The 25845-nt window shown below is 68.4% G+C and carries 19 protein-coding genes and 4 pseudogenes; 14 read left to right on the top strand and 9 right to left on the bottom strand.

The genetic code is table 11. The annotated features are described in order from the left end of the window. The first annotated feature begins 20 nt into the window (after positions 1-20). From OHT57_RS16395 to OHT57_RS16375, 5 genes are all read left to right on the top strand, one after another. Positions 21-1004 (top strand): LuxR C-terminal-related transcriptional regulator, encoded by a 984-nt coding sequence (locus OHT57_RS16395; protein WP_328747146.1) that lies wholly within the window; start codon positions 21-23, stop codon positions 1002-1004. A 195-nt stretch (positions 1005-1199) separates the two neighbouring features. Further along, positions 1200-2606: an APC family permease gene (locus tag OHT57_RS16390; protein ID WP_328747145.1), complete on the top strand. Its 1407-nt coding sequence runs from the start codon at positions 1200-1202 to the stop codon at positions 2604-2606. Positions 2607-2791: 185 nt separating this feature from the next. Next, a complete protein-coding gene (locus OHT57_RS16385) occupies positions 2792-3139 on the top strand; it encodes a hypothetical protein (protein ID WP_328747144.1) in 348 nt (115 codons plus the stop codon). 17 nt (positions 3140-3156) lie between these two features. Further along, positions 3157-5463: a N,N-dimethylformamidase beta subunit family domain-containing protein gene (locus OHT57_RS16380; protein WP_328747143.1), complete on the top strand. Its 2307-nt coding sequence runs from the start codon at positions 3157-3159 to the stop codon at positions 5461-5463. A 276-nt stretch (positions 5464-5739) separates the two neighbouring features. Next, the gene (locus OHT57_RS16375; RefSeq protein WP_328747141.1) at positions 5740-7179 is read left to right on the top strand and encodes a gamma-aminobutyraldehyde dehydrogenase; all 1440 of its coding nucleotides are present in this window, start codon (positions 5740-5742) and stop codon (positions 7177-7179) included. 185 nt (positions 7180-7364) lie between these two features. Here the strand turns inward: OHT57_RS16375 and OHT57_RS16370 are convergent. Continuing rightward, positions 7365-8009: pseudogene (locus OHT57_RS16370) on the bottom strand (transposase); the annotation flags it as partial. Between the two features lie 222 nt (positions 8010-8231). Further along, positions 8232-8432, bottom strand: a complete 201-nt coding sequence (locus tag OHT57_RS16360) for a hypothetical protein (protein ID WP_328747140.1) — start codon at positions 8430-8432, stop codon at positions 8232-8234. Between the two features lie 864 nt (positions 8433-9296). Between OHT57_RS16360 and OHT57_RS16355 the strand changes: the two genes are divergently transcribed. Next, positions 9297-9446, top strand: a complete 150-nt coding sequence (locus OHT57_RS16355) for a hypothetical protein (RefSeq protein WP_006379254.1) — start codon at positions 9297-9299, stop codon at positions 9444-9446. 20 nt (positions 9447-9466) lie between these two features. Here the strand turns inward: OHT57_RS16355 and OHT57_RS16350 are convergent, their stop codons facing one another. Further along, positions 9467-10159: a TetR/AcrR family transcriptional regulator gene (locus tag OHT57_RS16350; RefSeq protein ID WP_328747139.1), complete on the bottom strand. Its 693-nt coding sequence runs from the start codon at positions 10157-10159 to the stop codon at positions 9467-9469. A gap of 149 nt (positions 10160-10308) precedes the next feature. On the opposite strand from OHT57_RS16350, the gene OHT57_RS16345 reads away from it, so the two are divergent. From OHT57_RS16345 to OHT57_RS16325, 5 genes and pseudogenes are all read left to right on the top strand, one after another. Continuing rightward, a complete protein-coding gene (locus tag OHT57_RS16345; protein ID WP_266727885.1) occupies positions 10309-10980 on the top strand; it encodes an SDR family NAD(P)-dependent oxidoreductase in 672 nt (223 codons plus the stop codon). Between the two features lie 41 nt (positions 10981-11021). After that, positions 11022-11495, top strand: a complete 474-nt coding sequence (locus OHT57_RS16340) for a hypothetical protein (RefSeq protein ID WP_142270093.1) — start codon at positions 11022-11024, stop codon at positions 11493-11495. 172 nt (positions 11496-11667) lie between these two features. After that, a pseudogene (locus tag OHT57_RS16335) lies at positions 11668-12786 on the top strand (IS630 family transposase); the annotation flags it as partial. Positions 12787-12864: 78 nt separating this feature from the next. Continuing rightward, entirely contained in the window at positions 12865-14004 is a 1140-nt protein-coding gene (locus tag OHT57_RS16330; protein WP_328753217.1) for an RHS repeat-associated core domain-containing protein, read from the top strand. A 25-nt stretch (positions 14005-14029) separates the two neighbouring features. Beyond that, a complete protein-coding gene (locus OHT57_RS16325; protein WP_328747137.1) occupies positions 14030-14752 on the top strand; it encodes a hypothetical protein in 723 nt (240 codons plus the stop codon). A 706-nt stretch (positions 14753-15458) separates the two neighbouring features. On the opposite strand, the pseudogene OHT57_RS16320 reads toward OHT57_RS16325, so the two are convergent. Beyond that, positions 15459-16071, bottom strand: a pseudogene (locus OHT57_RS16320) (SDR family oxidoreductase); the annotation flags it as partial. Positions 16072-16087: 16 nt separating this feature from the next. Next, positions 16088-17266: a phytanoyl-CoA dioxygenase family protein gene (locus OHT57_RS16315; RefSeq protein WP_328747136.1), complete on the bottom strand. Its 1179-nt coding sequence runs from the start codon at positions 17264-17266 to the stop codon at positions 16088-16090. Positions 17267-17375: 109 nt separating this feature from the next. Here OHT57_RS16315 and OHT57_RS16310 point away from each other — a divergent pair, with 109 nt between their 5' ends. Beyond that, on the top strand, positions 17376-18398 hold the full coding sequence (locus tag OHT57_RS16310) for a LacI family DNA-binding transcriptional regulator (RefSeq protein ID WP_328747135.1): 1023 nt from the start codon (positions 17376-17378) through the stop codon (positions 18396-18398). Between the two features lie 144 nt (positions 18399-18542). After that, a pseudogene (locus OHT57_RS16305) lies at positions 18543-19496 on the top strand (thiolase family protein); the annotation flags it as partial. 205 nt (positions 19497-19701) lie between these two features. Here the strand turns inward: OHT57_RS16305 and OHT57_RS16295 are convergent. The 3 genes from OHT57_RS16295 to OHT57_RS16285 form a co-directional block, all read right to left on the bottom strand. After that, entirely contained in the window at positions 19702-20145 is a 444-nt protein-coding gene (locus tag OHT57_RS16295) for a hypothetical protein (RefSeq protein WP_328747134.1), read from the bottom strand. A gap of 4 nt (positions 20146-20149) precedes the next feature. After that, complete coding sequence (locus OHT57_RS16290; RefSeq protein WP_328747133.1) at positions 20150-22105, bottom strand: primary-amine oxidase; 1956 nt, start codon at positions 22103-22105, stop codon at positions 20150-20152. Between the two features lie 76 nt (positions 22106-22181). Then, entirely contained in the window at positions 22182-23339 is a 1158-nt protein-coding gene (locus OHT57_RS16285) for a serine hydrolase domain-containing protein (protein WP_328747132.1), read from the bottom strand. 214 nt (positions 23340-23553) lie between these two features. Between OHT57_RS16285 and OHT57_RS16280 the strand changes: the two genes are divergently transcribed. Next, on the top strand, positions 23554-24177 hold the full coding sequence (locus OHT57_RS16280; RefSeq protein WP_328747131.1) for a TetR/AcrR family transcriptional regulator: 624 nt from the start codon (positions 23554-23556) through the stop codon (positions 24175-24177). 47 nt (positions 24178-24224) lie between these two features. Here the strand turns inward: OHT57_RS16280 and OHT57_RS16275 are convergent, their stop codons facing one another. Beyond that, positions 24225-25658, bottom strand: a complete 1434-nt coding sequence (locus OHT57_RS16275; RefSeq protein WP_328747130.1) for an APC family permease — start codon at positions 25656-25658, stop codon at positions 24225-24227. Positions 25659-25845 lie beyond the last annotated feature (187 nt).

Here is a 25845-nt window from a genome sequence, read left to right as displayed (position 1 = left end):
GCTTCGAGAGGGATTCGCTGATGGAGCCATCCCACACCCGGGTCCTGGTCGAGGCGGCCTACGCAGCCGGAGCCGGTGACCGGCGCGAGGCCGCGATGACGGTGCTGAGCCTGCTTGAGCCGGTGACCCATCACGACGCCGGCGCCCTCATGCTCTGGGACCCGATGGCCCGTGCGCACCGCGCACTCGCTGTGGTCACCTACGGTGATGAAACGGTTGCCGCGCTGGGTGACCGCTATGCGGCAAGTGCCGAGAACCGGCTGGTCCGGGAGCGGCGCCTGCCGATGCGAATCGACGACGTGCCGGGCGACTACCGACGGTCCCCGATGTACCGAGAGGTGCTCGGACCTGCCGGCTTCGCAGACGGCATGACCACCTGCCTCTTCTCGGACAGCGGTGTGTACACGGGCATGCTGCACTTCTCCGCGGCGGGGCGCGGCGCGTTCCGTGATGACGCGGCCGAACTCCTCAAGGCCCTGGTACCCGCGCTGGCGCGGATGTGCGACGTGGCTCGACGGCAGACCACCGGATGCGCCATACCGCCGGGAGCGAACGCCACCCTGATCGACTACACCGGCCGTGCCTGGGCCGTCGAGTCGTGCGCCCCGGCGCTCGCGCCCACGCAGCCCGAGTTCACCGGCTTTCTGCGTCGCTTCATGGCCTCGGCGCAGGTTGCCGCGACCGGGCTGCAGGCGTCGAGCGAAGGGTGGCTCGCGCTGCAGGTCCTGAAGGTGGCCGATCCGCTGGGACGGCCGGAACCGGCCGCACTGGTGCAGGAGCTTCCGACGGCCGGCCTGCCCTATTCACTCTCGCCGCGCGAGTACGACATCCTGAACGGGATGGCGGCGGGGTTCTCGAACCAGCAGCTGGCATCGCAGCGAGACGTCTCCCTGCGCACGGTGACCACGCACGTGGAGCGGATCCTCCACAAGATGGAGCAGCCGTCGCGAGCCGGCGCGGTGGCGTCGGCGCTGCGCGACGGGATTCTCAGCTTGAACCGCTGACCGCCGCTGTCGGTAGGAATGCGTATTGAGGCGCAAGGTGGCCGAGCGCCATATTCGAGGTGAAGACAAGCCCGCGCTGTAGGCGGTCCTCACCCGCCGAGCCGGCTGTTGCCGACCCCCGCGTTCTCCCCCGCTGTCGTCGCCCACCGCGCCGACAGCCGACCGGGGCTCGTTCATCCCTCAGGAGGCCCGGCCATGAACGCTTCAGAAGCTCCCCGAACAGTGCCCGAAAGACCCGGCGGCACGGATGACGACCGCGACCGGCTGCATGAGCTCGGTTACGAGCAGGAGCTCGCACGCACGCTCAGCCTGGCCGACGTCGTCATCTACGGCCTGATCTACATGGTGCCGCTCGCCCCCGTCGCGGTGTTCGGCGTCGTCTACAACATGTCCGCCGGCGCCGTCGCCTCGGTCTACGTGGTGGCCGCGATCGCGATGCTGTTCAGTGCCGTCAGCTACAAGGAGATGGCGGTCCGGTTCCCGGTCGCCGGCTCGGTCTACAGCTACGTACGGATGGGCAGCAACCGCTTCCTCGGGTTCGTCTCCGGGTGGGCCATCCTGCTCGACTACCTGCTGCTGCCCGCGCTGCTGTGCGTCTTCGCGGCCAGCGCGATGACCGGAGTGGTTTCCTGGGTGCCCGCCTGGATCTGGGTGGTGATCTTCGTCGCCGCGACCGCCCTGATCAACATCATGGGCATCAGCGTCACCGCGACAATGAACAAGATCTTCCTCTACATCCAGCTGGTCGTGCTGGCCGTGTTCCTGGTCTGGGCAGCCGTGCTCATCCTCCAGGACCGGGCCCATCTGTCGCTCAACCCGTTCGTTCCCGCCGACGGCGGCTCCTGGTCCCTGGTCCTCGGTGCGGTTCCGGTCGCCGCCCTGAGTTACATCGGGTTCGACGCGATCTCGACACTGAACGAGGAAGCCGAGGGCGGTGGCAAAACCGTCTCCAAGGCCACCATGATCGTCCTCTACCAGGTGACCGCGCTGTTCGTCGTGCAGGTCTTCGTGGCGGGCATCCTCGTCCCGAGCGGGACGGAATTCGCCGACGGCGACCCGGTCAACAACGCCTTCTACAACGTGGTGGGCACGGCCATGGCGGGCTGGTTCAAGACTGTCCTCCTGCTGACCGCCGCCCTGATCGCGATCTTCGCTAACACCATCGCCTCCAACGCCACCTCCGCCCGCCTGGTCTTCAGCATGGCCCGCGACGGGCAGTTGCCGAAGTTCCTGTCACGGGTCAGCGACAAGCACCAGGTCCCCCTCAACGCGATGATCTTCATCGCAGTCCTGTCGGTGGGGGTCGGCATCCTCGGCGTGGAGCAGTCGGGACTGCTGATCACCCTGGTGACCTTCGGCGCGATCACCGCCTACGTCCTCCTCCACGTCAGCGTCTTCACCCACTTCGTCGTCCGAGGCCGCAGCCGCCGCTTCTTCGTCCACTGGGTCTCCCCGATCCTCGGCGCTGCGCTCCTCCTGGTCGCGCTGTGGAACGCGGACCCCAACGCCAAGATCGTCGGCTCGTGCTGGCTCGTCATCGGCCTCGGCGTGGCGGCGTACTTCAAGCTCACCGGCCGTTCGCTCGCCAGCTCCGACGCCTGACGTCGCTCCCGCTCACCGCCGGGCAGCACTCGGCATCGGCCCGAGACACCGTCGCCTGAGGCGCAGTCCCCAGCCGCCGCCCGGCGCTCGCGAGCCCCTTCAACATGAGAGAGGCACCCTCCCGTGAGCCCATCGTCCTTGTCCCGCCGCACCGCAACGGTGTCCCAGCAGCAAGAGGTGCACTGATGCGCACCAGTGCAGACCGCTCATCCGAGCTGCTCGAAGTGTTCCGTCTGCGCAGCGAAGAACGCCTGCGCAAGGAGTGCACCGACGAGGTCGTCGCTGCCCATGACGCGGCTCCGCTGGGACTGCACGACGACCGCACTCAACGCGTGCTGCGGGCGCTGCGCAGCCTGCCCGTCTCCGGCAAGCACATCGTCTTCTCCGAAGGCCCCGACGGCCCGTGGCGCGTGTCGCAGATCGTCCTGGGCATGCCCGGCAATCTGCTCCTGACCGAGCAGTCCTTCGAGGACTACGAAGACGCCATGCGGTACATCTTCACCGCGCGCCGCGCGCAACTGCTGCAGAACTAGAAAGAAACGAGGAGCTCATGGCACTCTCGAGCGGCCGCACGACGACCCAGAACGTCTTCGGCTACACCGATCGCTTCTCCGCCCGTCCCGGCGAGCAGCTGTCGTTCCACATCAGTTGCGAAGGCCCGCCGGCCTACGACGCCGCGTTGGTGCGCCTGCGACACGGCTACGACGGACAGGCAGGGCCGGGCTTCCTGGAAGCCGAGGTCTCCTCCACCATCGACGGGACGTACCCGGGGCAGTACTACACCTGTCAGCCCGGCTCCTACGTCGAGGTCCCCGACCCCAACGGCCTGCTGGCGAACCCCGACGCGCTGGTCATCCGCGCCGCCGTCTTCCCGACACTCCCGCGTGACAACCGCTCGGGAAGCCTGGGCGCCTATCGGGTCAGCCAGAGCTCGGTCGGCTTCACCGGCGAGCGCCAGGCGGTCATGGGCACCTGGGACGAGGCGACCATGACCGGCTGGGTCCTGCTGCTTGATGACGGCAAGCCGTCCTTCGTATGGAGCGAGGGCGGTCAGCGGCGGACCCTCACCCTGGAAGAGGAGCTGACGGCCCACCAGTGGTACCGGCTGGAGGTCGAACTGCCGAGTTCGGCGGGGCAGATCACCCTGCGGCAGACCCCGCTGGACCACTGCGCGGACCGGGTGGCACCGGCCGCCGCAGCCGCCGTACCCGAACAGGCGAGCGTAACCGCCTCGGGAGTCTGGACGGCTTCCTCGATGCCGTTCCGTATCGGCGCGCTGGCTCGGGCGGACGGTGACCGGCTGCTCGCGGCCACCGCGTTCAACGGGAAGATCGGTGGCGTCCGTGTCGAACGCGCCACCGACGACGCGCCCGAACCGGTGGCTGCCTGGCACTTCGGCCGCAGCCTGCGCCCCGACGGGCTGCTGCTGTGGGACGTGGTCGACGAAGGGCCGCACGCGCTGCACGGCCGCTGCGTCAACGCGCCCGTCCGGGGCGTCAGCGGGCCCACGTTCCAAGGTGTCGTGGAGGACTTCCGGCTTGCGCCCAACGAGTTCGACGCCATCCACTTCCACGACGACGACATCGCTGACGCCCAGTGGCCTGCGGCGTTCACCTTCGAGGTGCCCGAGGACCTGCCCAGCGGCGTCTACGCGGTGCGGCTGCGCGCCGAGGGCATCGAGCAGCACGTGCCCTTCCTCGTCGGGCCGGGCCGCCGGCGCAAGGACGTCGCCGTCCTGTTCCCCACGGCCACCTACCTGGCGTACGCCAACGACCGGATCGCGTTCGAGGCGGACGGCATGGAGATGCTCCTCGGGCACACGCCCATCGTCCACAAGGAAGACCTGGTACTGCAGGACCACCCCGAGTTCGGCCGCTCCCTGTACGAAATCCACAATGACGGGTCCGGCGTGGTGTTCGGCAGCGTCCGCCGCCCGCTGATCAGCCTGCAACCGCGGTACCGCGCCTCGTTCATGAGCGAAGGCCCTTGGGGCCTGCCCGCCGACCTGTCCCTCGTGCACTGGCTGGAGACCGCTGAGTGCGAATTCGACGCCCTCACCGACGAGGACCTCGACCGGGAAGGCCACGACCTGCTGCGCGACTACCGCGTCGTGATCTCCGGAAGCCACCCCGAGTACGTCACGCGGCGCGAGCTCGACGCCCTAGAGGAGTTCACCGCGAACGGCGGCAGGCTGATGTACCTGGGCGGCAACGGGTTCTTCGCGACCGTCTCCTACGACCCCGACGCCCCGCACCTGATGGAGCTGCGTCGGGCCGACGGCGGCACCCGCCCCCACCAGTCCCCCTTCGCCGAACGCCGTCACACCACCTCGGGCGAGGCCAGCGGCCTGTGGCGCAACAAGGGCAAGGCTCCGCAGCGTCTGGTGGGAGTCGGCATGGCGGCCCAGGGCTTCGACCGCTGCACCTACTACGAGCGCCTTGCGGACAGCCAAGATCCGCGGGCGGCCTTCGTCTTCGAAGGTGTCGGCGAGAACGAGGTCCTGGGCGACTTCGGCATCATCGGTGGTGGCGCGGCCGGTGCCGAGATCGACTGCTGGAACCCGGCGCTCGGCTCGCCGCCAGGAACCCTGGTCCTGGCCACCTCCGGGCCCTTCTCCGACAACTACCTGCTGGTGACCGAGGAGATCTTCGAGATGCTCCCGGGGATGGGTGGAACCGAGCAGCCGGCGGTCCGCTCGGACATGGTCTACTGCGCGCTGGAGGGCGGCGGCGGATTCTTCTCGGTCGGCTCCATCGCCTGGACCGGATCGCTTTCCCATAACGGGTACGACAACAACATCGCCAAGATCACAGGCAACGTACTGCGGCGCTTCCGCGACGAGAAGCCGCTGGAGTAAGCCGCCCTGCTCGCCTTACGTCATCTGGCTGTGCGGACCAGCACGTGGCCCAGGGGCGTAGGCCACGCTCTGGGCCGGCTTTCGCGCACCCCGGTACCCGGCACCGAGTCGGTGCCCGATTGGAGTCGGGGCACGTGGGAATTCACGGCACTGGCAGCCGGTCAATGTCGGCACCGTGCTGGTGTTGCTGTCCTCATCCCTGTCCACGTGGCCCAGCGGCTGCCGTCCGACATCGCCCTCGGCAACCGGACCACCTATGTGCCAACTGGAGACCCAGTGACCACCGTTCTGCGCACGCTGCGAAACTACATCGGCGGCGAGACCTTGGACGCCGCCGACGGGCGGACCATCGAGATCGTCAACCCGGTGACCGGCGAGCCCTACGCGACCTCGCCGCTGTCCGGCCGGGCGGACGTCGACGCCGCCATGGGCGCGGCCGCGGCCGCGTTTCCGGCCTGGCGCGACACCACCCCGGCCGAGCGACAGCGCCTGCTGCTGAGGATCGCGGACGCTTTCGAGGCGAGGACCGGGGAACTCGTCGCCGTCGAGTCCGAGAACACCGGCAAGCCGCTGGGGCTGACGGCGAGCGAGGAGGTGGCGCCGATGGTGGACCAGATCCGCTTCTTCGCCGGCGCCGCCCGACTACTGGAGGGCCGCTCGGCCGGTGAGTACATGGACGGCATGACCTCCATCGTCCGGCGTGAGCCCGTCGGGGTCTGCGCGCAGGTCGCACCGTGGAACTACCCGATGCTGATGGCGGTCTGGAAGTTCGCCCCGGCGCTGGCCGCGGGCAACACCGTGGTCCTGAAGCCGTCGGACACCACCCCGGCCTCCACCCTGCTGATGGCCGAGATCGTCGGATCCATCCTGCCCAAGGGCGTCTTCAACGTCGTCTGCGGCGACCGCGACACCGGGCGCCTGATGGTCGAACACCCCACTACGGCAATGGCCTCCATCACCGGCTCCGTACGGGCCGGCAAGCAAGTCGCTGGGTCCGCGGCCAAAGACGTCAAGCGCGTCCACCTGGAGTTGGGCGGCAAGGCCCCCGTCGTCGTCTTCGCCGACGCCGACATAACCCACGCCGTCGAGGGCATCTCGGTGGCCGGCTTCTTCAACGCCGGCCAGGACTGCACGGCCGCGACCCGCGTCCTCGTACAGGAGTCGGTCCACGACGAGTTCGTGACGGCGCTGGCAAGGGCCGCCACCGGCACGAAGACCGGTCGGCCCGACGACCCGGACGTTCTTTACGGACCGCTCAACAACGCCAACCAGCTCACGCAGGTCTCCGGCTTCATCGAGCGCCTGCCCGCCCACGCCATAGTTCAGGCAGGCGGCCACCGCGTCGGCGACAAGGGTTACTTCTACGCCCCCACCGTCGTCTCCGGCCTCAAACAGGACGACGAGATCATCCAGAACGAGGTGTTCGGCCCGGTCATCACCGTCCAGCCCTTCCGCGACGAGGCACAGGCCCTGGAATTCGCCAACGGCGTGGACTACGCCCTGGCCTCGTCGGTGTGGACCAAGGACCACGCACGCGCGATGCGCATGTCCAAGAAGCTGGACTTCGGCTGCGTGTGGATCAACACCCACATTCCGCTGGTCGCCGAGATGCCCCACGGCGGCTTCAAACAATCCGGCTACGGCAAGGATCTGTCCGCGTACGGCTTCGAGGACTACACCCGCATCAAGCACGTCATGACGTCACTGGACGCGTGACGCTCGCGCCGACGCCGCCAGTGCCAGTGGGATCGCCCCGCAGGGGCCCCGACATCCGCCCGAAGTGAGGAAGGGATCCGCTGCGGAGGAGTTCGAGAACCCCTCTGAACTGGAGCAGTATCCGGGGAAGCGGGTTCTCCTCGTCCATCCTGGACGCGTTCGGGACGCAAGGATAGAAGCAGACCGATCTCCAGCCAGATCTGGTTCGGGGCGAAGTTGTGCAGGGGGAGGTTGCGCAGCTCGGTGGCACGGGCGTTGCGGATGCGGTCCTCGCAGCGGGTGCGCTGGCGGTGGCTCAGTTTGAGGCCGGTATCGCCCCGGGGATGTTGGTAGCAACAGGCGATGGGCATGCCGTCGGCGTCGGTGACGCGGAGTTGGGCGCCGGAGTATGGGTTCCTTGCGGACGATCAGGCGCATCCCCATCCGCCAGCCCGTCAGGCAGTCCCCGGCGAGTTCGGCGACCCAGGCGCCATCGCGGATCTCGCAGCCCGGTTCGACGGAGGGTGTCCAGGCCGATGCCTGGATCTTCAGTACGGCATGGTGGACGGTGTCGGTGATGGTCATGCCGACCGCGTTGGACGGCCACCGGCCGCGCGGGGTGAGCCAGTTGAGGAACTCGCGGGTGCCGCAGCCGGAGTCGGTGCGGATCAAGGTGCGGCACCCGCGCCGGTAGGTCTTGGGGCGTTGGCCAGGGCCAGTTGAGTGGCGGTGATGTGGTCGGCGGCGGTGTTGCCGCCCGCCTTCCCCGCCCTGAGCAGGCCGACGACCGGCTCACCGGCGCCGCCCGGCCCATGGTCGACGAACCCCGTGATCGGATGGTGGCCGCTGGTCGTAGGACCGTGCCCAGTGTGGGCTTGACGCTGACGATGCCGTTGAGCGCGGCCGGAGCCTACGGTGTCGGTGCCGAGGACGATGTCTGCGATATCCACGGCGACCGCTGAGCCGGAGCCACCGGAGATCTTCTCGGGGAGGAGTGCGTAGCGGACCGGGCCGTGGGTGTCGGCGTCGTTTGAACCCAAGTTCAGGCGCCCCCGACGTGTCACACCGACAGCTCAGTCGTTGCCGTAGTCCGGTTCATAGGTGTCGAGGTATCGAGCCTCGATGCTGTCCGCTTCCTCATGCGTGAACTGCTGGGGCAAGCCGGCGCTCTTCATCTCTGCGGGCCCACTGAGAGCGAGCCCGCACACGGAGCAGGTGAGGCTCTTGGCGATCGAGATGACATCTGCATAGATTGCGCCGTCTTCGAAACGCATACGCTTGGCTGCAGCGGCACCCCGTCGAAGCGGCCGAGCTGGACGCGGACTGATTCCGGTCCTGTAGCTCGGGCTCTGTGTATACGCGTTGCTCGGTGAAAGTGCTCCCAGAGGCTCCGCCCTGGCGCCCTGGGGTGGAGTCTCTGTGCGTTGGAAGGGGAATCCGCTGCGCGCGGGTTCGATCCCCGCCTTGAGCTGGCGCGATCGTTCCCTATGCCTTCAGCACGACCCTGTCGGGCCTCATTGAGGCCGAGTTGAGGCCGTAAGGACAGGAACAGACTGACAAGGGCTGACTAGCCCCAACACGGATAACCGCATCTGACCTGCGAAAACGTCAAGAATGAGCGTTGATCGACAAGGACCGCCAAGATCCTCAAAGGACTCATAATCCGTCGGCCGTGGGTTCGAGTCCCACCCGCCCCACCTGCGCAGACTTCTGACCTGCGGAAACGTTCAATTTGTCCTGTCGGATCAGCAACTTTGCCTCAACGGACTGAATCCGCTGCTCACGAGTTCCACGGTGTCTGTGTCGCCTGTGGTTGATGCTGCCCTGACCTGCGAGAACGAGGCGGACCTTGGTTCGCGTGGGCCGTAACGGCGGCCTGCGCGAGAGGTCGAGGGCGGGGTTGAGGCCGCATTGGGGCCGAAGGTATGCGGAAAGTCGACCGCGAGGCGCGCTGCTGTGGGTGGTGGATGGCGCCGATGCGGCTGGGGACGTCTGCAGCGCAGGCGTGGAATTGCCGCCCTCTCGTAGGGCCTGTTCTGAGTTGAGGTCACGGGAGGGCTGGAAGGCTGCGTAACCAGAGGATGGACCCGCGCAGGTGGAGTCCTGCGGCATAGCTCTCGGGTGTCTTGTCATAGCGAGTGGCCAGCCCTGAGGCGGCCTTCGAGGCGCACGCCGTGTCGCCGGTGCACGCGGAGGTCACCAAACGCCTCCGCGAACTCTGCGTCGCGGGGACGGAGGCGTACCGGCTCGGCCTGGTCGCCGGGAAGGGGCTCCCCGCGGCGTCTTGAGACAACGCGCGTCTCGACGGTCAGGTGCCGCAGGCCCCGTTTCCGCCGAGGCTGATCATGGCGCGGTACAGCTGCTCCCCGGTGAGCGGCGGCGCCGGCAGCGGGTGGGCGCGGTCGGTTCGGAAGCCGTCGAGCAGAAGGTAGAGGTGGCGGCGCCAGGCGTCCGGGGCGATGGCGTGGGTGGCCTCGGTGACGCGGCTGTGCGACCAGATGACGAAGGCAAGGTCCTCGGGGGTGAGGTCGGGGCGCAGGCTGCCCTGCTCCTGCGCACGCTCGACGATGTGTACACCGAGTTCGCGGATGCGGGTCTGGGCGCCCGCCAGGCAGGCGCTCTCCGGCAACCGTATGGAGGCCAGGTCGTTGAACCCCCGGTCCTGTGACTGGAGTTCGCACATGGTCTCCAGAAAATGGCACAGCCCCGCCCAGGCGTCGTCCATGGTGACGGCCTTCTCGGCGGCCTCCTGCCAGGCGGCCAGCTTCCCGGCGAAGGTCGCCTGCACCAGGTCCAGCCGGGTGGGGAAGTGCCGGTACAGCGTGCCGATGGCCACCCCGGCCCGCTTGGCCACCTGCTCCAGGGGTGCCTCCAGGCCCTGCTCGGCGAAGCAGGAGCGGGCCGCGGTGAGCAGGGCCTCGCGATTGCGCTGCGCGTCGCGCCGCAGGGGGCGGACAGGGGCCGGGTTCCCGGCGGAGGCGGACGGACGGTCGATGGCCATGTCACTCAGCCTACCAACCGGAGGGATGCCTCATGTTCTCTGCTACAATCCAAGAACATGAGGCTACCCTCGACTTTCAGTCCTGACCGCTGTCGTGGCGGGAGATGCCCCTCATCGATCCGACCCGTCCGACCACAGGAGCACCACCCATGCCCGTCATCGCCGTCATCGGGGCAGGCCCCGGCCTGGGCCTGTCCATCGCCCGCCGCTTCGGAAAGGAGGGGTTCCAGGTCGCCCTGGTCTCCCGGACCCAGGACAAGCTCGACGCGCTCGCCGCGCGGCTCGCCGAGGACGGCATCGAGGCCGCAGGCTTCGCCGCGGACGTGACGCGTCCCGACTCGCTCCAGTCGGCGCTCGCCGCGGTCGCCGACCGGTTCGGGGCCGTCGACGTACTGGAGTACTCGCCCGCCGACCCCACGTTCGCCGGCGCTGCCGCCGTCGACGCCACGGCGCAGGACCTCCACAAGCAGCTCGACTACTACCTGTACGGAGCGGTCGCCGCGGTCCGTCAGGTGCTGCCCGCCATGCTCGAACGCGGCAGCGGCACCCTGCTGTTCTCCACGGGCGCCTCCTCGGTCCGGCCGAGCGGCGGCGCGTTCGGCAGCATCGGCGTCGCGGCGGCGGCCCTGCGCAACTACGCCATGGCCCTGGGCATCGACCTCGCCGAGCACGGGGTGCACGCCGCGCACGTGGCGATCGGGGTGTACATCGGCAGCGGTCCCGGCACCGAGCCCGAGACCATCGCCGAGCACTACTGGGACGCGTACACCAAGCGCGACCAGGCCGAGATCGTCCACACCGTCCCCGGCGGCATCAGGTGAGCACCTCCGGCACACCCGCGGCGAACACGGCCAGGCCACCCATGGTGAAAATCTTCCGGGCCGCCAACAAGGTCGTCCGGCCGCTGCTCGCCTCCCGCTTCCACAAGCCGCTGAGCGGGCGCCTGATGCTGCTCACGTACAAGGGGCACAGGACGGGCCGCGAATTCACGGTCCCCATCGGCTACTTCGACTGGGATCCCGGCACGGTGCTCGCCATGTCCTCCCAGCTCGGCTGGATCCCCAGCATGCGCCAAGGGTCCGCCGTCCGGCTGCGCATCCGGGGCCAGGACCACGGCGCTGTCCCGACGGTCGTCGAAGACCCTGAGGAAGTCGCCGCCCTGCTGGGTGAGTTCGGCCGGCGCAAAGGGCCCAAGGCCGCCAAGGGGCTGATGCTCGGCCTCCCGGGCGACCGGCAGCCCACCGACGACGAGCTGCGCACGGCCGCCGCCAAGACCCGCTTGGTCTGCTTCCGGATGGAGCCCGAGCGGCCGGGCCGGCAGCACTCGACCGGCTGATGCGGTCGACGGAGGCCCTTCTCGCCCGCAAGCACTCCAACTATGAGCGCCAGGAGTGGATCATCACCGAGGCCCTGGCCGACCGCTAGTGCTGTGACCGCATCGGTTGGCCGGGTTGGTGGTCGTGGCGGTTGGATGTGCGGTGACGTCCGATCCGATCGCTGGAGGTGCGGTGGCCGAGCCTGTGCGTGTGCGCAGACTGACCGACCAGGAGGGGCAGAAGCTGCAGCAGATCGTGCGCCGCGGCAGCACCAGCACGGTGCGCTACCGGCGCGCGATGATGCTACTGGCCTCGGCCGGCGGGAACCGGGTGCCGGTGATCGCCCAACTCGTGGCGGCCGACGAGGACACCGTCCGGGATGTGATCCACCGCTTCAACGAGATCGGCCTGGCCTGCCTGGACCCTCAATGGGCGGGAGGCCGTCCCCGCCAACTCAGCGATGACGACGAGGACTTCGTCATCGCGACGGCCACCACCCGCCCGGTCAAGGTCGGCCAGCCCTTCACCCGCTGGTCACTGCGCAAGCTCGTCGCCTACCTGCGCAAAGTCCACGGCCGGGTGATCCGCATCGGCCGCGAGGCATTACGGTGCCTGCTCGCCCGCCGTGGCATCACCTTCCAGCGCACCAAGACCTGGAAGGAGTCCCCGGACCCCGAGCGCGACCCCAAGCTCGACCGCATCGAGCACGTCCTGGACCGCTTCCCGGACCGGGTCTTCGCCTTCGACGAGTTCGGCCCGCTCGGGATCCGGCCCACCGGCGGCAACTGCTGGGCCGAACAGACCCGGCCCGACCGGCTGCCGGCCACCTACCACCGCACCCACGGAGTCCGGTATTTCCACGGCTGCTACTCGGTCGGCGACGACACGTTATGGGGCGTGAACCGCCGCAAGAAGGGCGCCATGAACACATTGGCCGCGCTGAAATCGATCCGCGCTGCCCGCCCGGACGGCGCCCCGATCTACGTGATCATGGACAACCTGTCCGCCCACAAGGGCACCGACATCCGCCGCTGGGCGAAGAAGAACAAGGTCGAGCTGTGCTTCACCCCGACCTACGCCTCCTGGGCAAACCCCATCGAGGCCCACTTCGGCCCGCTGAGGCAGTTCACCATCGCCAACTCCCACCACCCCAACCACATCGTGCAGACCCGGGCCCTGCACGCCTACCTGCGCTGGCGCAACGCCAACGCCCGCCATCGCGACGTCCTGGCCGCCGAACGCAAGGAACGCGCCCGCATCCGCAGCGAGAAAGGCATCCGCTGGGGCGGACGCCCCCTCACCACCGCAGCCAGACCAACCCGGCGAACCAACACGGTCACAGCACTAGGCACCTCCACCACCTCGGTCGACGAGACGAGCGCGCAGACTGTGAGCCGCCGCTTCGTCAAGCCCTTCGGCGAGACACGTGGCTCCCAGCCCTCCAGCTGGCCGGACCGGCGCTCCTACCTGCGCACCGGCATCGACGACACGGCCACGGGCCTGACTCACCTCGGCGCCCGCGAGTACGACCAGTGGACCGGCCGCTTCCTGTCCGCCGACCCGGTCATCGACCCGTCCGACCCCCTGCAGATCAACGGCTACGCCTACGCCGACAACAACCCGGTCACCAAGAGCGACCCGGACGGCCTGCAGGTCGCCGAGTGCTGGGAGGGCACGGCGGTGTGCCGCGGGGGAGTGCCCGTCGCGGCGAGCCGCCCGACCGAGATCAGGAAGACCCGGGCACTCACCCAGCGCACGGTCAGCGGCCGCCAGGTCATCTACGACGAGCGTGGCGTCCCGCACACACTTGGCGGGCCGTCGAATATCGCCTCGGAGAAGGTCGCGTTCGACTACATGAACGAAGACCTGCGCAACGGCGGCAAGTACTACGACGGTTCCAGGAACGGCAGCGGCACCCGGTACCTGTGGCAGGACGAAAATGGCGTACTGCCCAGGAAGGGATTGATGCACGGTCCCAACGGCGACCATGTCGCGGCCGGCGCCACGGCGGACTTCATTAAGGTCACCTGGAAGAACGGCAAGATCGTGGCCGTCGACACCTGGGACGCCAACGAGAGCAACGCCAGGGTGTTCAACGCGGACAACGTCGCCAAAACGGTGTCCAACAAGATGAACACCAGCGCCACCGGCAAGGGCCAGACCCAGAACGCCGTCTACGTTGCGCAGAGCCAGGCCGAGGCGGAGGCGATCCGGGACAAGTTCGTCGGCAACAAGCACGTTCGCGTGATCTGGCCGGACGGCGCCTTCGACACGCAACGTGTGCAGCCGCTGGTCCGCAACATCAACGGTGGGACCATCCGAATCACCCCCGGCGAGGTCACCGGGAGGGCTCCCAGCGTGCCCGATGTGCCGTCCGAGCCCAGGTCGGGCGGGGGAAGCAGAGCCGGTAGGCTCATGGGCGGTCTTGGCGTCGTCGGCGATCTGTACATGATCTGGGACGCGACACGCTCATGGCAGCGGGGCTGTGACGGGTGGCTCGTTTCCTGCGATCCGCAGCCGATGGCATGAGTGTGAACGGACCGAGGAAAGAGCTATGGCAAAAGAGCGAGTGACGGTGTGCGTTCCCCCGTGCGACCCGGGGGACGTCGTCCAGGCCATCACCGCGGTGATGGCGCCGTTCGACTACAACCGGGACGTCGGGGTTGGCGATCCGGATGTCGAGACCTGGTGGGACTACTGGCAGATCGACGGTCGGGGTTGCGAGTTCCTGGTCGTCCCGGGGCACGAGGACGACCCGCGTCTCATCCGGGGTGCCAAGGCCCTGTCCGGAGAGCCGCGCAACGTGCCGCATTCACTGTGCGACGGCGGGCCACGCGCGCTGCTGGACCTCGAAACGCCGCGTGCGCGGGCAGCCGCCGAAGCACGCCGAGCCTTCGAAGCATGGCGGGATTTCGCCAAGGCCTACCCGCCCGCCCGCTCCGCGAATGAATTCTGGGCCAGACACTTCGCTGACCCCGAGAACTATCCGAGTGCCCAGGCGTTGGAGGACTTCCGTACACAGCCGGCCATCGCGGCGCTCCTGGACACCCCGGAGTTGGAGGACCTCGTGGGCGACGACCCGGTCGCCAACCTGGGCGACGACCTCGGCATTCTGGTGCGGCACGCCGTGGACGAAGTCTTGCCCTCGAACGCCCTGCTGACTTTGGACGGACACTGGCTGGACGTCGCCAACGCCGAGCGGCGCCGCTACTTCAGCGACTACCTGATCGCCCTTCCGGCCGACGCGTACGCCGTCCGCGTGCTGTACCACGGATGAGGTGCGCTTCCGCGATGATGTCTCTGCAGGGAATATCTCTTTACGCTGGCTGAGCCCGTGTTCTGCTTGCTCAGCTGTTGAGGCTCCGGTCCGGCGACTTGGACCGGAGCCTCAAGGCGTTGGAAGGGAAATCAGTTGCGCGCAGGTTCGACTCCGGTCCTTGGGCTGGCGAGATTGCCCCCTCCTCGCGGGCCTCTTTGAGGCCGAGTTGAGGCCGCAAGGACAGGAACAGACTGACAAGGGCTGAGGGACACCCGCATGGATAACCGCACCTGATCTGCAAAGACGTCAAAAATGAGCATGGATCGACAAGGACCGCCAAGATCCTCAAAGGACTCATAATCCGTCGGCCGTGGGTTCGAGTCCCACCCGCCCCACCTGTGCATGGTCCTGACCTGCGGAAACGTTCATTTTTGGGTGGCGGATCGTCAACTTTGCCTGGACGGACTGAATCCGCTGCTCGTGAGTTCGGCCTCGTTGTCGGTGTCGGTAGTGCGGATGCCGCTGACCTGCGCGGATGTTCCAGTTCGCGGCGGTTGAACTTGCGGTACATGGCTCCTGCGGCTGGGTGGGCACTGGATTCTGGACGCCGGCTGGACGCGGGGAAACCGGAAGTGGCCGCTCCGGTGCCGAGTCATCCACTCTGCGCAGGGGTGTAGCGGAGTCGGCGCGGTGCGGTGGCAACTGGCCTCGCCTGGATCGTGCACCGCCAGTCGTCACCTGCGTCGTGGAAGGCTCGCTGGGTCGCGTCCTCGCCCTCGGTGTCCGTCCAGCCGATGTTGAGGCCGTTGACGCGGATGCGGTCCCAGCGGTGGGCGTGGGCGGCGTTGCGGGTCAGTCCGGCCAGCCCGGCCTTGGCCGCGGAGTAGGGGGCCAAGTAGGGCGGTCCGCCATGGGCGCAGTTGGAGCCGATGTTGACGATGGTCCCCGGCGCTTGACGGGTCTTCATGTCGGCCACTGCTACCTGCATCGCGAAGAACGGCGCCCGCAGGTTGATCGCCATGTGCTGGTCGAACAGCTCCGGCGTGGTGTCCAGGAGCGAGCCGCGTGACGTCAGCCCGGCCGCGTTGACCAGGCAGTCAACGCGACCACGCGCGTCCACGGTCCGTGCGACGGAGGCGCCTGCCTGCGCCGGATCGGCGAGGTCCGCCTGCACGAAAAGCGCACCCGTGTCCGCAGCGAGCTTCTCGCCCACCTCGACCCGGCGGCCGGTGAAGGCGACGGTCGTGCCCTCCCTCACAGCAGCCTGCACGATGCCGGCCCCGACGCCCTGGCTGGGCACCGTTCACCAGAACGATCTTGTCCTGAAGAAGTGCCATGAGTGCTGTGACTCTTTCAGCCGCGGCGGCGCTCGGCGCCGGCCTGCAGTTCCTGGCGTAGTCGGTCGTGGGTCCAGCCCTCGGTTAGGGCTTGCCAGACGGTGTCAGCCTGGGAGGGCGGTGCGAGACCTCCGACCGGGGGGTCGAGGTCCAGGTTGGTCGGGAAGGGGTAGCCGTCAGCAGTGGCGGCGACCACGCGGCGAAGCCAGTCCTGCGAAACCCCCTCGGCCTTGCGGCGCAGCAGCACCGGGAAGAGCGCGTTCGCCATCGCCTCGCGGTCCACTGTCTCCATGGCGCGGCCGAATGCGGAGGAGATCTGCAGCAGGTTGGCCATGCGCCGGATGTCGGCCGAGCGGTTGTGTCCGGCAGCGTGGAAGAGCGCGGGGTTGAAGAAGGCCGCATCCCCCTTGGCCAAGGGGAGCTGGACATGGTGGGCGTCGAAGTACTCGACGAACTGCGGGAGTCGCCAGGCGAGGTAGCCGGGTTCGTACTTCTGCGAGTGCGGCAGGTAGAGCGTCGGGCCGGACTCGACGGGCATGTCGCAGTGGGCGACGGCGCCCTGGAGGGTGAGCACGGGCGACAGGCGGTGGACATGCGCCGGATAGGCCGCGGCGCGTTCCTGGGTGAGGAAACCGAGGTGGTAGTCGCGGTGCACGCTTTGCGCGGCGCCGCCCGGGTTGACGACGTTGACCTGGGAGGTCACCTGGTAGGCAGGGCCCAGCCAGGCCTCGGAGATCAGCGCCAGCATGTCGTTGGCGTAGTAGTCGGCGAACACCTCGGGGGTCCGTACGGCCACCTTGTCCAGGGCGTTCCAGACTCGGTCGTTGGCGCCCGGCTTGGCGAAGTGATCGCCGCGGGCGGTCCCGTCCGCGCGCTCCTCCTCAATCAGCGCGGTGAAGGCCTCGGAAGCCCGGTCCACGACCGTCGCGTCGGGGAAAACGCCCTTGAGGACCACGATGCCGGGTCCGTCGAGGAGCGCCCGGATCAGCTCGGTCTGTACCTCGCGTCGACCGTCGGCGGTGGCCGTAAGGCTACGGAGCCGGTCGCTGTCGTAGAGGGGAACATTCTGCTCGACCCGCTCGGCCGAAGGATGATCGGCCGGGTCGGTGTCCTGCTCGACGAGCAAGCGGAACCCGTCGAGATCGCAGTCGTCCTCGGTCAGCCAAGTCCGTGATCGCGCAGCGGTGAGGGACATGCGGGGTCCTTTCGCGGTGCCTTCATTTCTGCCAGTCTTGAGGGATCACGCCCATCAATCAATCCTCTGAAATAAATCAAAAGTCCATCATCGTCTTCAGGGAACCGTCATGCGCCACCCCTACCCCATCAGGGAAATCGCCCGGCAGGCCGGACTGAGCACCGCGACGGTCGACCGGGTCCTCAACAGCCGGGGCAGCGTCACCGAAAGCACGATCAGGGAAGTGCATCAAGCGATCAAAGACCTGGACCGTCAGCAGGCCCAGGTCCGCATCGGGGGCCACACCTTCATGATCGACATCGTGATGCAGGCACCGGAGCGGTTCTCCGCCGCCGTACGCGAGGCGCTCGAGGCCGAACTGCCTGCCCTGCACCCCGCCGTCGTCCGCTCGCGTTTCCACTTCCGCGAGACCTGCCCGCCCGTCGAGATGACCGGCATCCTCGACAAGATCGCCAAGCGTGGCACGCAGGGCGTGATCCTCAAGGCTCCCGACGTGCCTGAGGTCGCCGCCGCCGTAGGGCGACTGGCCGCGGCCGGCATCCCTGTTGTCACCTTGGTGACAGACCTGCCCCACAGCGCGCGCCTGGCCTACGTCGGCATCGACAACCGCGCGGCAGGCGCCACCGCCGCCTACCTTCTCGAACAGTGGCTCGGCGATCGCCCCGGCAATGTGCTCACCACCATCAGCCGGGGCTCCTTCCGAGGCGAGGAGGAACGCGAAATGGGATTCCGCAGCGAGATGCGCCTCGCGCAGCCCAGGCGTTCCCTGGTGGAGGTCACCGACAGCGACGGTCTGGACGCCACCCAGCGCGACCTGGTGATCGAGGCGCTCAAGCGCGACGAGGACATCGTCGCGGTCTACTCGATGGGAGGGGGCAACTTTGCCACGCTGGACGCGTTCGACGCGCTGGGCAGGCCGTGTGCCGTTTTCATCGCCCACGATCTCGATCACGACAACATCAGTCTCCTGCGCGAGCGCCGCCTCTCTGCGGTGCTCCACCACGACCTGCGCCAGGACGTGCGCCGCGCCTGCCAGACCATCATGCGCGCCCACAAGGCACTGCCGGAGGACGGCCCGCCCCCGCCCTCGGCGATCCAGGTGGTCACGCCGCTCAACCTGCCGCCCGTGTGACGGCCGCATCGTTCCTCGGATGAATCCGCTGGCGCCGCCAGAACTCGGTAGTGGGTGCCACGGAGCCCTGCGGAGTTCGCGGCGGCCCGGCTGCCATGCGGCAAGGCCCTCGGGGTCGTCGAGGACCATCACAGTGGCCGTCACAGCGTGCCCGGCGTGACGGTCAACCGCCTGTGCGCCTCCGGCTTCGAAGCCGTGATCCAGGCGGCTCGGGCCATCGCTCTCGGGGGCGCCTCCATCGCCATGGCCGGTGGCGTGGAGTCCATGACGCGGGCGCCGTATGTGCTGCCCAAGTCCGACAAGCCGTTCCCGGCCGGGCACGCCGAGCTGTACTCGACCACGCTGGGCTGGCGCATGGTCAACCCGAGGATGGACCCGCAGTGGACGATCCCGCTCGGCGAGTCGGCCGAGCTGATCGCCGAGAAGCACAAGATCAGCCGTGAGCAGCAGGACGAGTTCGCGCTGGCCTCGCACCGCAAGGCGGCGGGGTCGTTTGACGCCGAACTCGCGCCGGTGCCGGTGCCGGTCCCGCGGCGCAAGGGCGAGCCGGTCGTCTTCGGCGCCGACGAGTGCGTACGGCCGGACGCGTCCCTGGAGGCGATGGCGAAGCTCAAGCCGTCATTCCGCAAGGACGCCGGCACGGTCACCCCGGGCAACGCCTCACCTCTCAACGACGGGGCCGCCGCCCTGCTGCTCGTCGACGACGAGGGCCTTGCCGCGACCGGTCGCGAGCCGCTGGCCCGGATCTCCGCGACCGGCGTCAACGCCCTGGACCCGCACTACTTCGGACTCGCCCCCGTCGAGGCCGTAAACCGGGCCCTCGCCAAGGCGGGCAAGGGGTTTGACGACCTGTCAGTACTGGAACTGAACGAGGCCTTCGCCGCCCAGGTGCTCGGCTGCGTGGCCGAGTGGCCCGAGTTCGACCCGGCGATCCTCAACCCGCAGGGCGGTGCGATCGCCCTCGGGCATCCGCTGGGTGCGTCCGGGGCGCGGCTCGCCGGCACCGTCGCCCACCAACTCGCCCGCAGGGGCAGCGGGGTGGGTGTGGCCACGCTGTGCATCGGAGTGGGCCAGGGTCTCGCTCTCGTCCTCGAACGTTTCCCGGGGCACGCGGGTTCACTCCGCAGCCGAAGCGGTGGGTGGTCGAGCAGACTCTCGGCACCCTCATGCTGCACAGACGAGGAGCGGGGCGGTACCACTCGCTCGAACAGTTCCCACCACTCATCCGGCACCAGACGCTCAGCGTCCCCACCACGCCGGAACATCGAGCACGCCACATTGAGACGACGTCCAATAACCGGACTTACCGGTAGACCCTGCCTGGGCACGCCGCGTCCTTCCCGGTGATTTCCCGCTGCTCCCCGAGGAGTGCACCGAAGAGCCCGGCTACGGCAAGGAGCGTCTCCACGACGGCCAGGGCGAGAGCCGCGTGCATCAGTGTGAGGCTGCCGCTCTGGTAGTGGTTCTGGAGATGGTTCGTGTGATCCATCCCGGGCTGGACCGCCGGCCACAGGACATGGGTCGTCAGCATCACGACGTTGAGCATCGCCATGGCCGTCCATTCGCCTGGTCCTGACGACCGCCACAGCATGACCGCACAGCCGAGGCAGGTCAGTGCCAGCACCAGCAGGACGACGGCGAAACGGTCGACGTGCTGGCGCAGCATGGCCGCGTGGACAAAGGCGGAGATCACGGCCAGGCTCGCGGCCACCCGGCGGAGGGTCCCATGCCCTGTGGATGCGGTCATGGCCTTACGATCCGTGGCAGTGCGACGTCGTGCCGCGAGGTGCGTCGAGTGCGGGATTGCGGTCGAAGAAGCCGACGGGCTTGAGCTTGAAGCCGGTGTAGTCGACGGGCATGACCGGCCAGTCCTCCGGGCGTGGGAAGTGGGTGAGGCCGAAGGTGTGCCACAGGACCACGTCCTCGCCGTCCAGCGGGCGGTCACCGGCGACGAACGACTCCAGGCCGTCACCGCCGGGGCTCTGGTTGACGATCTCGCCGGCGGGCCACTTCTGAGCGGGGTCGTACTGCGTGACCCACAGGTGACGAGTGGCGAAGGCGCCGCGCTTGGCGATCACGCTGGACGGGTCGGCCAGCAGGGTCGGCTGTCCCTCCGGGTGGAGGGCGTAGGACACGTCCTCGCCCAGTCGGTTCTGCTTGTCGGGGTTGCTGACCAGCCACGTACGCGAGCGAAGATTGTCCGCCGTGCGGCGGGCGTCGAGTTCCGAGGTGAGCCGGGTGCGAGCCTGTCGGAAGGCGTTGCCGTGGGGGTTGGTGTCGCTGACCGGGACGGCCACTGCGTCGAGTTCGTCGACGGCATTGCGGTGGCCGTCGACCGCCAGGTCGAGGCGGGCACAGAACAGGTGCTGGTGGAAGGGGGCGCCCAGACCGGGAGCCATCTGGGTGGCGAAGCCGTCCGGGCCGGTGTAGGCGGAGGTGAAGACGATGCCGGTCGCTTTGGCCTGCAGTTCGATGGTGCCGTCGAGGTAGAGGTACCAGTAGAAGCCGTAGTCGTAGTTGCCGATGGTGAGGAAGAAGGAGATGACCAGGCGCCGTGAACGGCGGGTCTCGGTCATGCCGTTGAAGAGGTCGGTGTGCTTCCACAGCACGCCGTAGTCCTCCTCGTGCAGACAGATCGCGTTCTTGACGATGCGGGGGCGGCCCTTCTCGTCGCTGATCGTGGCGTCGAAGTACGTGATCTCTCCGAGACAGTCGCAGCCCAGCTCCAGGGAGTTGGTGTAGCGGCCGAACATGTACTCGCCCTGGTCGAAGTAGTTGATCCAGTAGCGGGCGGGAGAGGGGTCACCGTACGGGACGACCATCTCGGGGATGGACGCCCGGTAGACGACGGGGCGCACCTCACCGCCGTCGCGGAAGCCGAGCTGGTGCAGCACGAGTCCTTCACGGACATCGAAGGTGAAGCGGAACGACCAGTCCGCCCAGCTGATCAGATTGCCGTCCACGGTGAAGCTCGGGCCGTCGGGCTGGATGATCTCCAGGGCCTTGAGGTCGGTCCGCATCGGCGCCGCATGCGGGCTTGCGTCCCACTCGCCGCGCTCCATCGGCACCGCCAGTTCGGCGCTGTCGACCACCTCGAAGACCTCGCCGGCCGTCAGGTCCACGTAGGCGCACACGCCGTCGATGGGGTGGGCCCACGGCAGGTCGGCTTCGTCGAGCTGGAGGAACGCCAGCACGCGGCAGACCCGTCGAGCCGTCTCGTCCTCGTGGCCGAAGTTCCCGGCCGAGAGCGGGACGGCACGCACCTTCTGCGGGTCTACGCCCCGCTTACCCAGGGCGCTCAGCCACTCCTCGCTGCGCAGCAGCATGGCCTCGATGTCGTCGAACTCCTCGTCGAGGATGGGGGCTTGCCCCTCGCCCGCCGCGTCCACGGTCCTCGACTCGACGACTCTGCCACCCTCGCCGCTGGTGACGTCGGCCACGGCGACGGTGGCGACCGAAGTCTCGCGGTCGATGAGGATCATGTTCACCCGGCGTCGTACGGCGTCGCCGTCGCGGTGGGCGAGGACCTCGTGCTTGGGCGGCTCCTCCAGCCCGACGTACACGAACCGGGTGGTGTCCGTCGTCAGTCCGGCCTGCTGGGCGGCCAGCCGTGCGGCGTCGATCTCCTCGGCTGCGAGGAGTGACAGGGGGTGGGTGGCCGAGGGGGACGTGCCCGTCCGCTCGGTCGAGGCGGTGGCGTGGGTCATGGCGCTTCCTTTGTGAAAGTTCGTTGCTACGGAGACATCGCTTGTCGTCGGCCCGGGCGGCTGCGTTGCCGCTGGTTCAGTGGTCGTGCTGGGCGATTGCTCGCAGGAAGGCGACGGTTTCCATCTCGCGGTTGGTGGACTCCTCGCTGGACGTCCCGTATCTGCGGTTGGCGGACAGCTTCACGATGGTCGTGTTGCTGGCCGGGTCGACGTAGACGAACTGGTTGTAGACGCCGATAGCGCTGAACTCGCCGCGGTTCCCGGCTGGGATCCACCACTGGTAGCCATAGCCCAGGTCGAAGTGGTGCCCGCCGACCAGGGGCCGGCCGGGCTCCAGATGAGGGGCGGCGACGGTCACGGAGTCGCGCACCCAGTCCGCCGGGACGATCTGCCGGCCCTGCCACACGCCACCATTGCGGTAGAGCTCGCCGAGCCTCGCGTAGTCGCGGGCGGTCAGGTTGAGGCCGGCGAAGGACAGCTCCGTGCCGGCGGGGTCCACGATCCAGTAGCCGGGCTCGGCCATACCGAGGGGCTCGCCCAGCTTCTCCCGCATGTAGTCCGCGACCGAACGTCCGGTGGCCCGTGCCACGAGCGCTCCCAGCACCTGTGTCTCGCCCGAGTTGTAGCGACACAGGGTGCCTGGCTCGCTCTCGCGGACCATGGTGGCGACGAAGTCGTCGAGCGTTCCGCCGATGCCCAGCGCGGCCATGGTGAGCAGGTAGACGTCCGAGGTCGGGTCGTTGTAGTCCTCGTTCCAGCGGGCGCCCGAGGACATCCGCAGCACGTTCTTGATGGATACGCCGTCGTACGCGGAACCGGGTTGCACCGGCACGTAGGAGCTGATCGGCTCGTCGATGCTCCCGATGTGTCTTTCAGCGACCGCGATCCCGACGAGCGCCGAGAGGAAGCTCTTGGCCACCGACATCGACAGCCACTGGACGTCCGGTCCGCCGGTCAGGGCGTAGCGCTCGTACCGGGTGACGCCATCGATGAGGACGAGCAATGCCGCCGTGTCGGTGTCGGCCATGAACTCCTCGGCCGATCGCACGGTGCCGTCGAACTCGTAGGTCTCCGGCAGGCCGATCGGATCACCCTGCGGCAAAGCGTGGGGCTTGGACGAAGAAGCCATCTCGCGGGTGTCGAGCAGGTCCTTCACCCGGGAGAAGTTCTCGTGCTGCGGCGCCCCGGTGAAGAGGTTGAGATCGGCCAGGGTCTGGCGCTTCTGATCGGTCATGGTCGTCCTTCGATCGGTGAGGAGGAGATCGGCGCTCACCACTGCCCGCCTCATCGAGGGGAGTGGGCTCACCGCCGGCTGAGCCCAACGTCGGGGCTTGCGTGGACAACGGGCTGGAGCAGGGCCGATACGCGGAAAGTAGCAGTACCACTCGGTTAGGATAACCACTTGGTACGCTTATTGTCCCTTTGGCGTGGAGTGAGGATCTGTGGCGATGAGTACAGAACGGGTCGACGGGAGAACACTCCGCTTCCAGCACCGGAGACCGGAGCTACTGGCGGCGGTTACTGAGTACGTCCTGGCCCACGGCGTCACCGACCTGTCCCTGCGGCCGCTGGCCCAGGCACTCGGAGTCACCCACGCGACGCTGCTGCGGCACTTCTCCTCGAAGGAGGAGCTGATCACGAGCGTCGTGGACAAGATCCGCACCGACCTCGCCGACCGGCTGACCGGTGACGAGGAGCTGCGCGCGGCCAATTCGGCAGCCGAGCTGGTGAAGGCTCTGTGGCCGCGGCTGTGCGAGCCCCGGGAGCAGCGTCAATTCCTGCTCCTGTTCGAGATGGTCGGGTACAACGGCTGGAAGCCGGAAGGCGACCGTGGCTCGGCGCGATCGCTTGTCGGCGACTGGCTGGACATCCTCATCGGAAGGCTCATGCAGGACGGCTGGCCGTCCGAGGATGCCTCAGCACTCGCCACGCTCCTGCTCGCCCAGGTCAGGGGACTCCAGCTCGACCTCCTCGTGTCCGGGGACCGGACGCGGGTCGATCGTGCGCTCGAATTCTCGCTCCGGCTCATGGAGCGTCCGGCAGCGCGTGATACGCCGGGCTCTCACGGCTGAGGGTCGCCGTGCACGCCGTGGACGGCATCGGTCGTAGGGCAAGGCGATCAGGCGGTCTCGGGGACAGGCTGTGCGACGGCGGTCTCCAGGTTCCGTGGCCGCCGCCACAGTGCCAGGAGTACGCCAACCGCGAAGGCCCCCAGTGGTACGGCACCCAGGGCAGTCGCCAGCGTGGTCGAACCACCTATGAGCAGAGGGAAGTTCGCGACCGCGAGCACCAGGCAGCCGGCCAGGCCCAGCAGACCGAGGCCCGGGGCGACCACGGTGTGCCAGGTGCGCGGGTCCCGGCGGGTGCGGCGGAAGTAGACGATGACGGCCAGGCAGGTCAGGCTCATGAGCAGCAGGATGCCCAGGGTCGCGGTGCCGGCGAGCCAGGCGAAGACCTGGGTGACCGGGTCCATCCCCGTCACCGCGCAGACAGCCACCAATACCGCTGCGCAGGCCGACTGCAGCAGCGAGGCCATGTGTGGCGAGCCGTGCCGTGGGTGGCGGCTGCCGCTCAGCCGAGGGAGCAGGCCCGAGGTTCCCAGGGAGTGGCCGTAGCGGGCCAGTACGTTGTGGAAGGACAGGGCAGCGGCGAACAGGCTGGTCAGCAGCAGTACTTGGGCGATGTCCGCCACCGCGGAGCCGAGATGGTGCTGCATCGTGGTCAGCAGCATGCCGCCCGGGTCGGTTGTTGCCGCCCGAACGGCTTGGTCGTCGCCCCAGGCCGACACCAGCGCCCAGCTCGACAGTGTGTAGAAGCCACCGATCAGCAGAAGGGACAGGTACGTGGCGCGCGGGATCGTACGGTGCGGATCGCGGGCCTCGTCGCGGAAGACGGCGGTGGCCTCGAATCCGAGGTAGCTGGCGATGGCGAAGACGAGGCCCAGGCCGAGCGAGCCGGAGCCGACCTGTTCGGGCTGCAGGAACGCGGTGGAAAGCCCCGACGAGCCACCCCCGCGTACGACGACCACGGCGTCCAGGGCGAGAACGACTCCCACCTCGCCCAGCAGCAGGACGCCGAGCACTTTGCCGCTCACGTCGATGTGCCGGTAGCCGAGGAATCCGACACCGGCCAGGGCGACCACCGCCCACAGCCACCATGGAAGCGACGGTCCGCCGTAGTGCTGCACCAGGTCGGCGGCCACCGCCCCCAGGTAGCCGTACACCGCCAGTTGTACGGCGGTGTAGGTGACCAGGGCCAGGTAGGCGGCGCCCTGACCGGTCGGCCGGCCCAGGCCGTGCTGCACGTAGGTGTAAAAAGCGCCGGCCTGCGGCACGTGGCGGGTCATCGCGCCGTAGCCGACGGCGAACAGCAGCAGGATCACGCAGCAGATCACAAACGTGGCGGGGAAGGCGGCCCGGTCGCCCAGCGCGATGCCCAGCGGGACCGTGCCGCTGACGACGGTGAGTGGGGCGGCCGCGGCCACCACCATGAAGACGATCGAACCGGTGCCGAGGGAACCGGTCAGCGTGGGTGCCGCACGATCGGCGGACATCCGACCTCCATGAGGGAGTGGCGCCCGGGGGCGCTGGGAGCGGGGACTGCCGCACACACTGGAGCCTCGCGGTTGCCGGACCGTCACCGGAGCGTCAAGCGGCTGTCATCCGTAACGGGAAAACCGGCGCCGTTCACTCTCAGGCGAGGAAACATGCCGGACGCCTCTCCGACACGTCCGGCAACAG

It is taken from the genome of Streptomyces sp. NBC_00285 (assembly GCF_036174265.1).
Lineage (GTDB): Bacteria > Actinomycetota > Actinomycetes > Streptomycetales > Streptomycetaceae > Streptomyces.
Note: the sequence above shows the minus strand (reverse complement) of the source record. Positions and strands in the feature narration are given on the sequence as shown.

What these genes read in the sequence shown, in the direction of transcription:
- OHT57_RS16395 (WP_328747146.1), top strand. Translation starts at nt 21, where the DNA reads ATGGAGCCATCCCACACCCGGGTCCTGGTCGAGGCGGCCTACGCAGCC.
- OHT57_RS16390 (WP_328747145.1), top strand. Translation starts at nt 1,200, where the DNA reads ATGAACGCTTCAGAAGCTCCCCGAACAGTGCCCGAAAGACCCGGCGGC.
- OHT57_RS16385 (WP_328747144.1), top strand. Translation starts at nt 2,792, where the DNA reads ATGCGCACCAGTGCAGACCGCTCATCCGAGCTGCTCGAAGTGTTCCGT.
- OHT57_RS16380 (WP_328747143.1), top strand. Translation starts at nt 3,157, where the DNA reads ATGGCACTCTCGAGCGGCCGCACGACGACCCAGAACGTCTTCGGCTAC.
- OHT57_RS16360 (WP_328747140.1), bottom strand. Translation starts at nt 8,432, where the DNA reads ATGCGTTTCGAAGACGGCGCAATCTATGCAGATGTCATCTCGATCGCC.
- OHT57_RS16350 (WP_328747139.1), bottom strand. Translation starts at nt 10,159, where the DNA reads ATGGCCATCGACCGTCCGTCCGCCTCCGCCGGGAACCCGGCCCCTGTC.
- OHT57_RS16345 (WP_266727885.1), top strand. Translation starts at nt 10,309, where the DNA reads ATGCCCGTCATCGCCGTCATCGGGGCAGGCCCCGGCCTGGGCCTGTCC.
- OHT57_RS16340 (WP_142270093.1), top strand. Translation starts at nt 11,022, where the DNA reads ATGGTGAAAATCTTCCGGGCCGCCAACAAGGTCGTCCGGCCGCTGCTC.
- OHT57_RS16325 (WP_328747137.1), top strand. Translation starts at nt 14,030, where the DNA reads ATGGCAAAAGAGCGAGTGACGGTGTGCGTTCCCCCGTGCGACCCGGGG.
- OHT57_RS16315 (WP_328747136.1), bottom strand. Translation starts at nt 17,266, where the DNA reads ATGTCCCTCACCGCTGCGCGATCACGGACTTGGCTGACCGAGGACGAC.
- OHT57_RS16310 (WP_328747135.1), top strand. Translation starts at nt 17,376, where the DNA reads ATGCGCCACCCCTACCCCATCAGGGAAATCGCCCGGCAGGCCGGACTG.
- OHT57_RS16295 (WP_328747134.1), bottom strand. Translation starts at nt 20,145, where the DNA reads ATGACCGCATCCACAGGGCATGGGACCCTCCGCCGGGTGGCCGCGAGC.
- OHT57_RS16290 (WP_328747133.1), bottom strand. Translation starts at nt 22,105, where the DNA reads ATGACCCACGCCACCGCCTCGACCGAGCGGACGGGCACGTCCCCCTCG.
- OHT57_RS16285 (WP_328747132.1), bottom strand. Translation starts at nt 23,339, where the DNA reads ATGACCGATCAGAAGCGCCAGACCCTGGCCGATCTCAACCTCTTCACC.
- OHT57_RS16280 (WP_328747131.1), top strand. Translation starts at nt 23,554, where the DNA reads ATGAGTACAGAACGGGTCGACGGGAGAACACTCCGCTTCCAGCACCGG.
- OHT57_RS16275 (WP_328747130.1), bottom strand. Translation starts at nt 25,658, where the DNA reads ATGTCCGCCGATCGTGCGGCACCCACGCTGACCGGTTCCCTCGGCACC.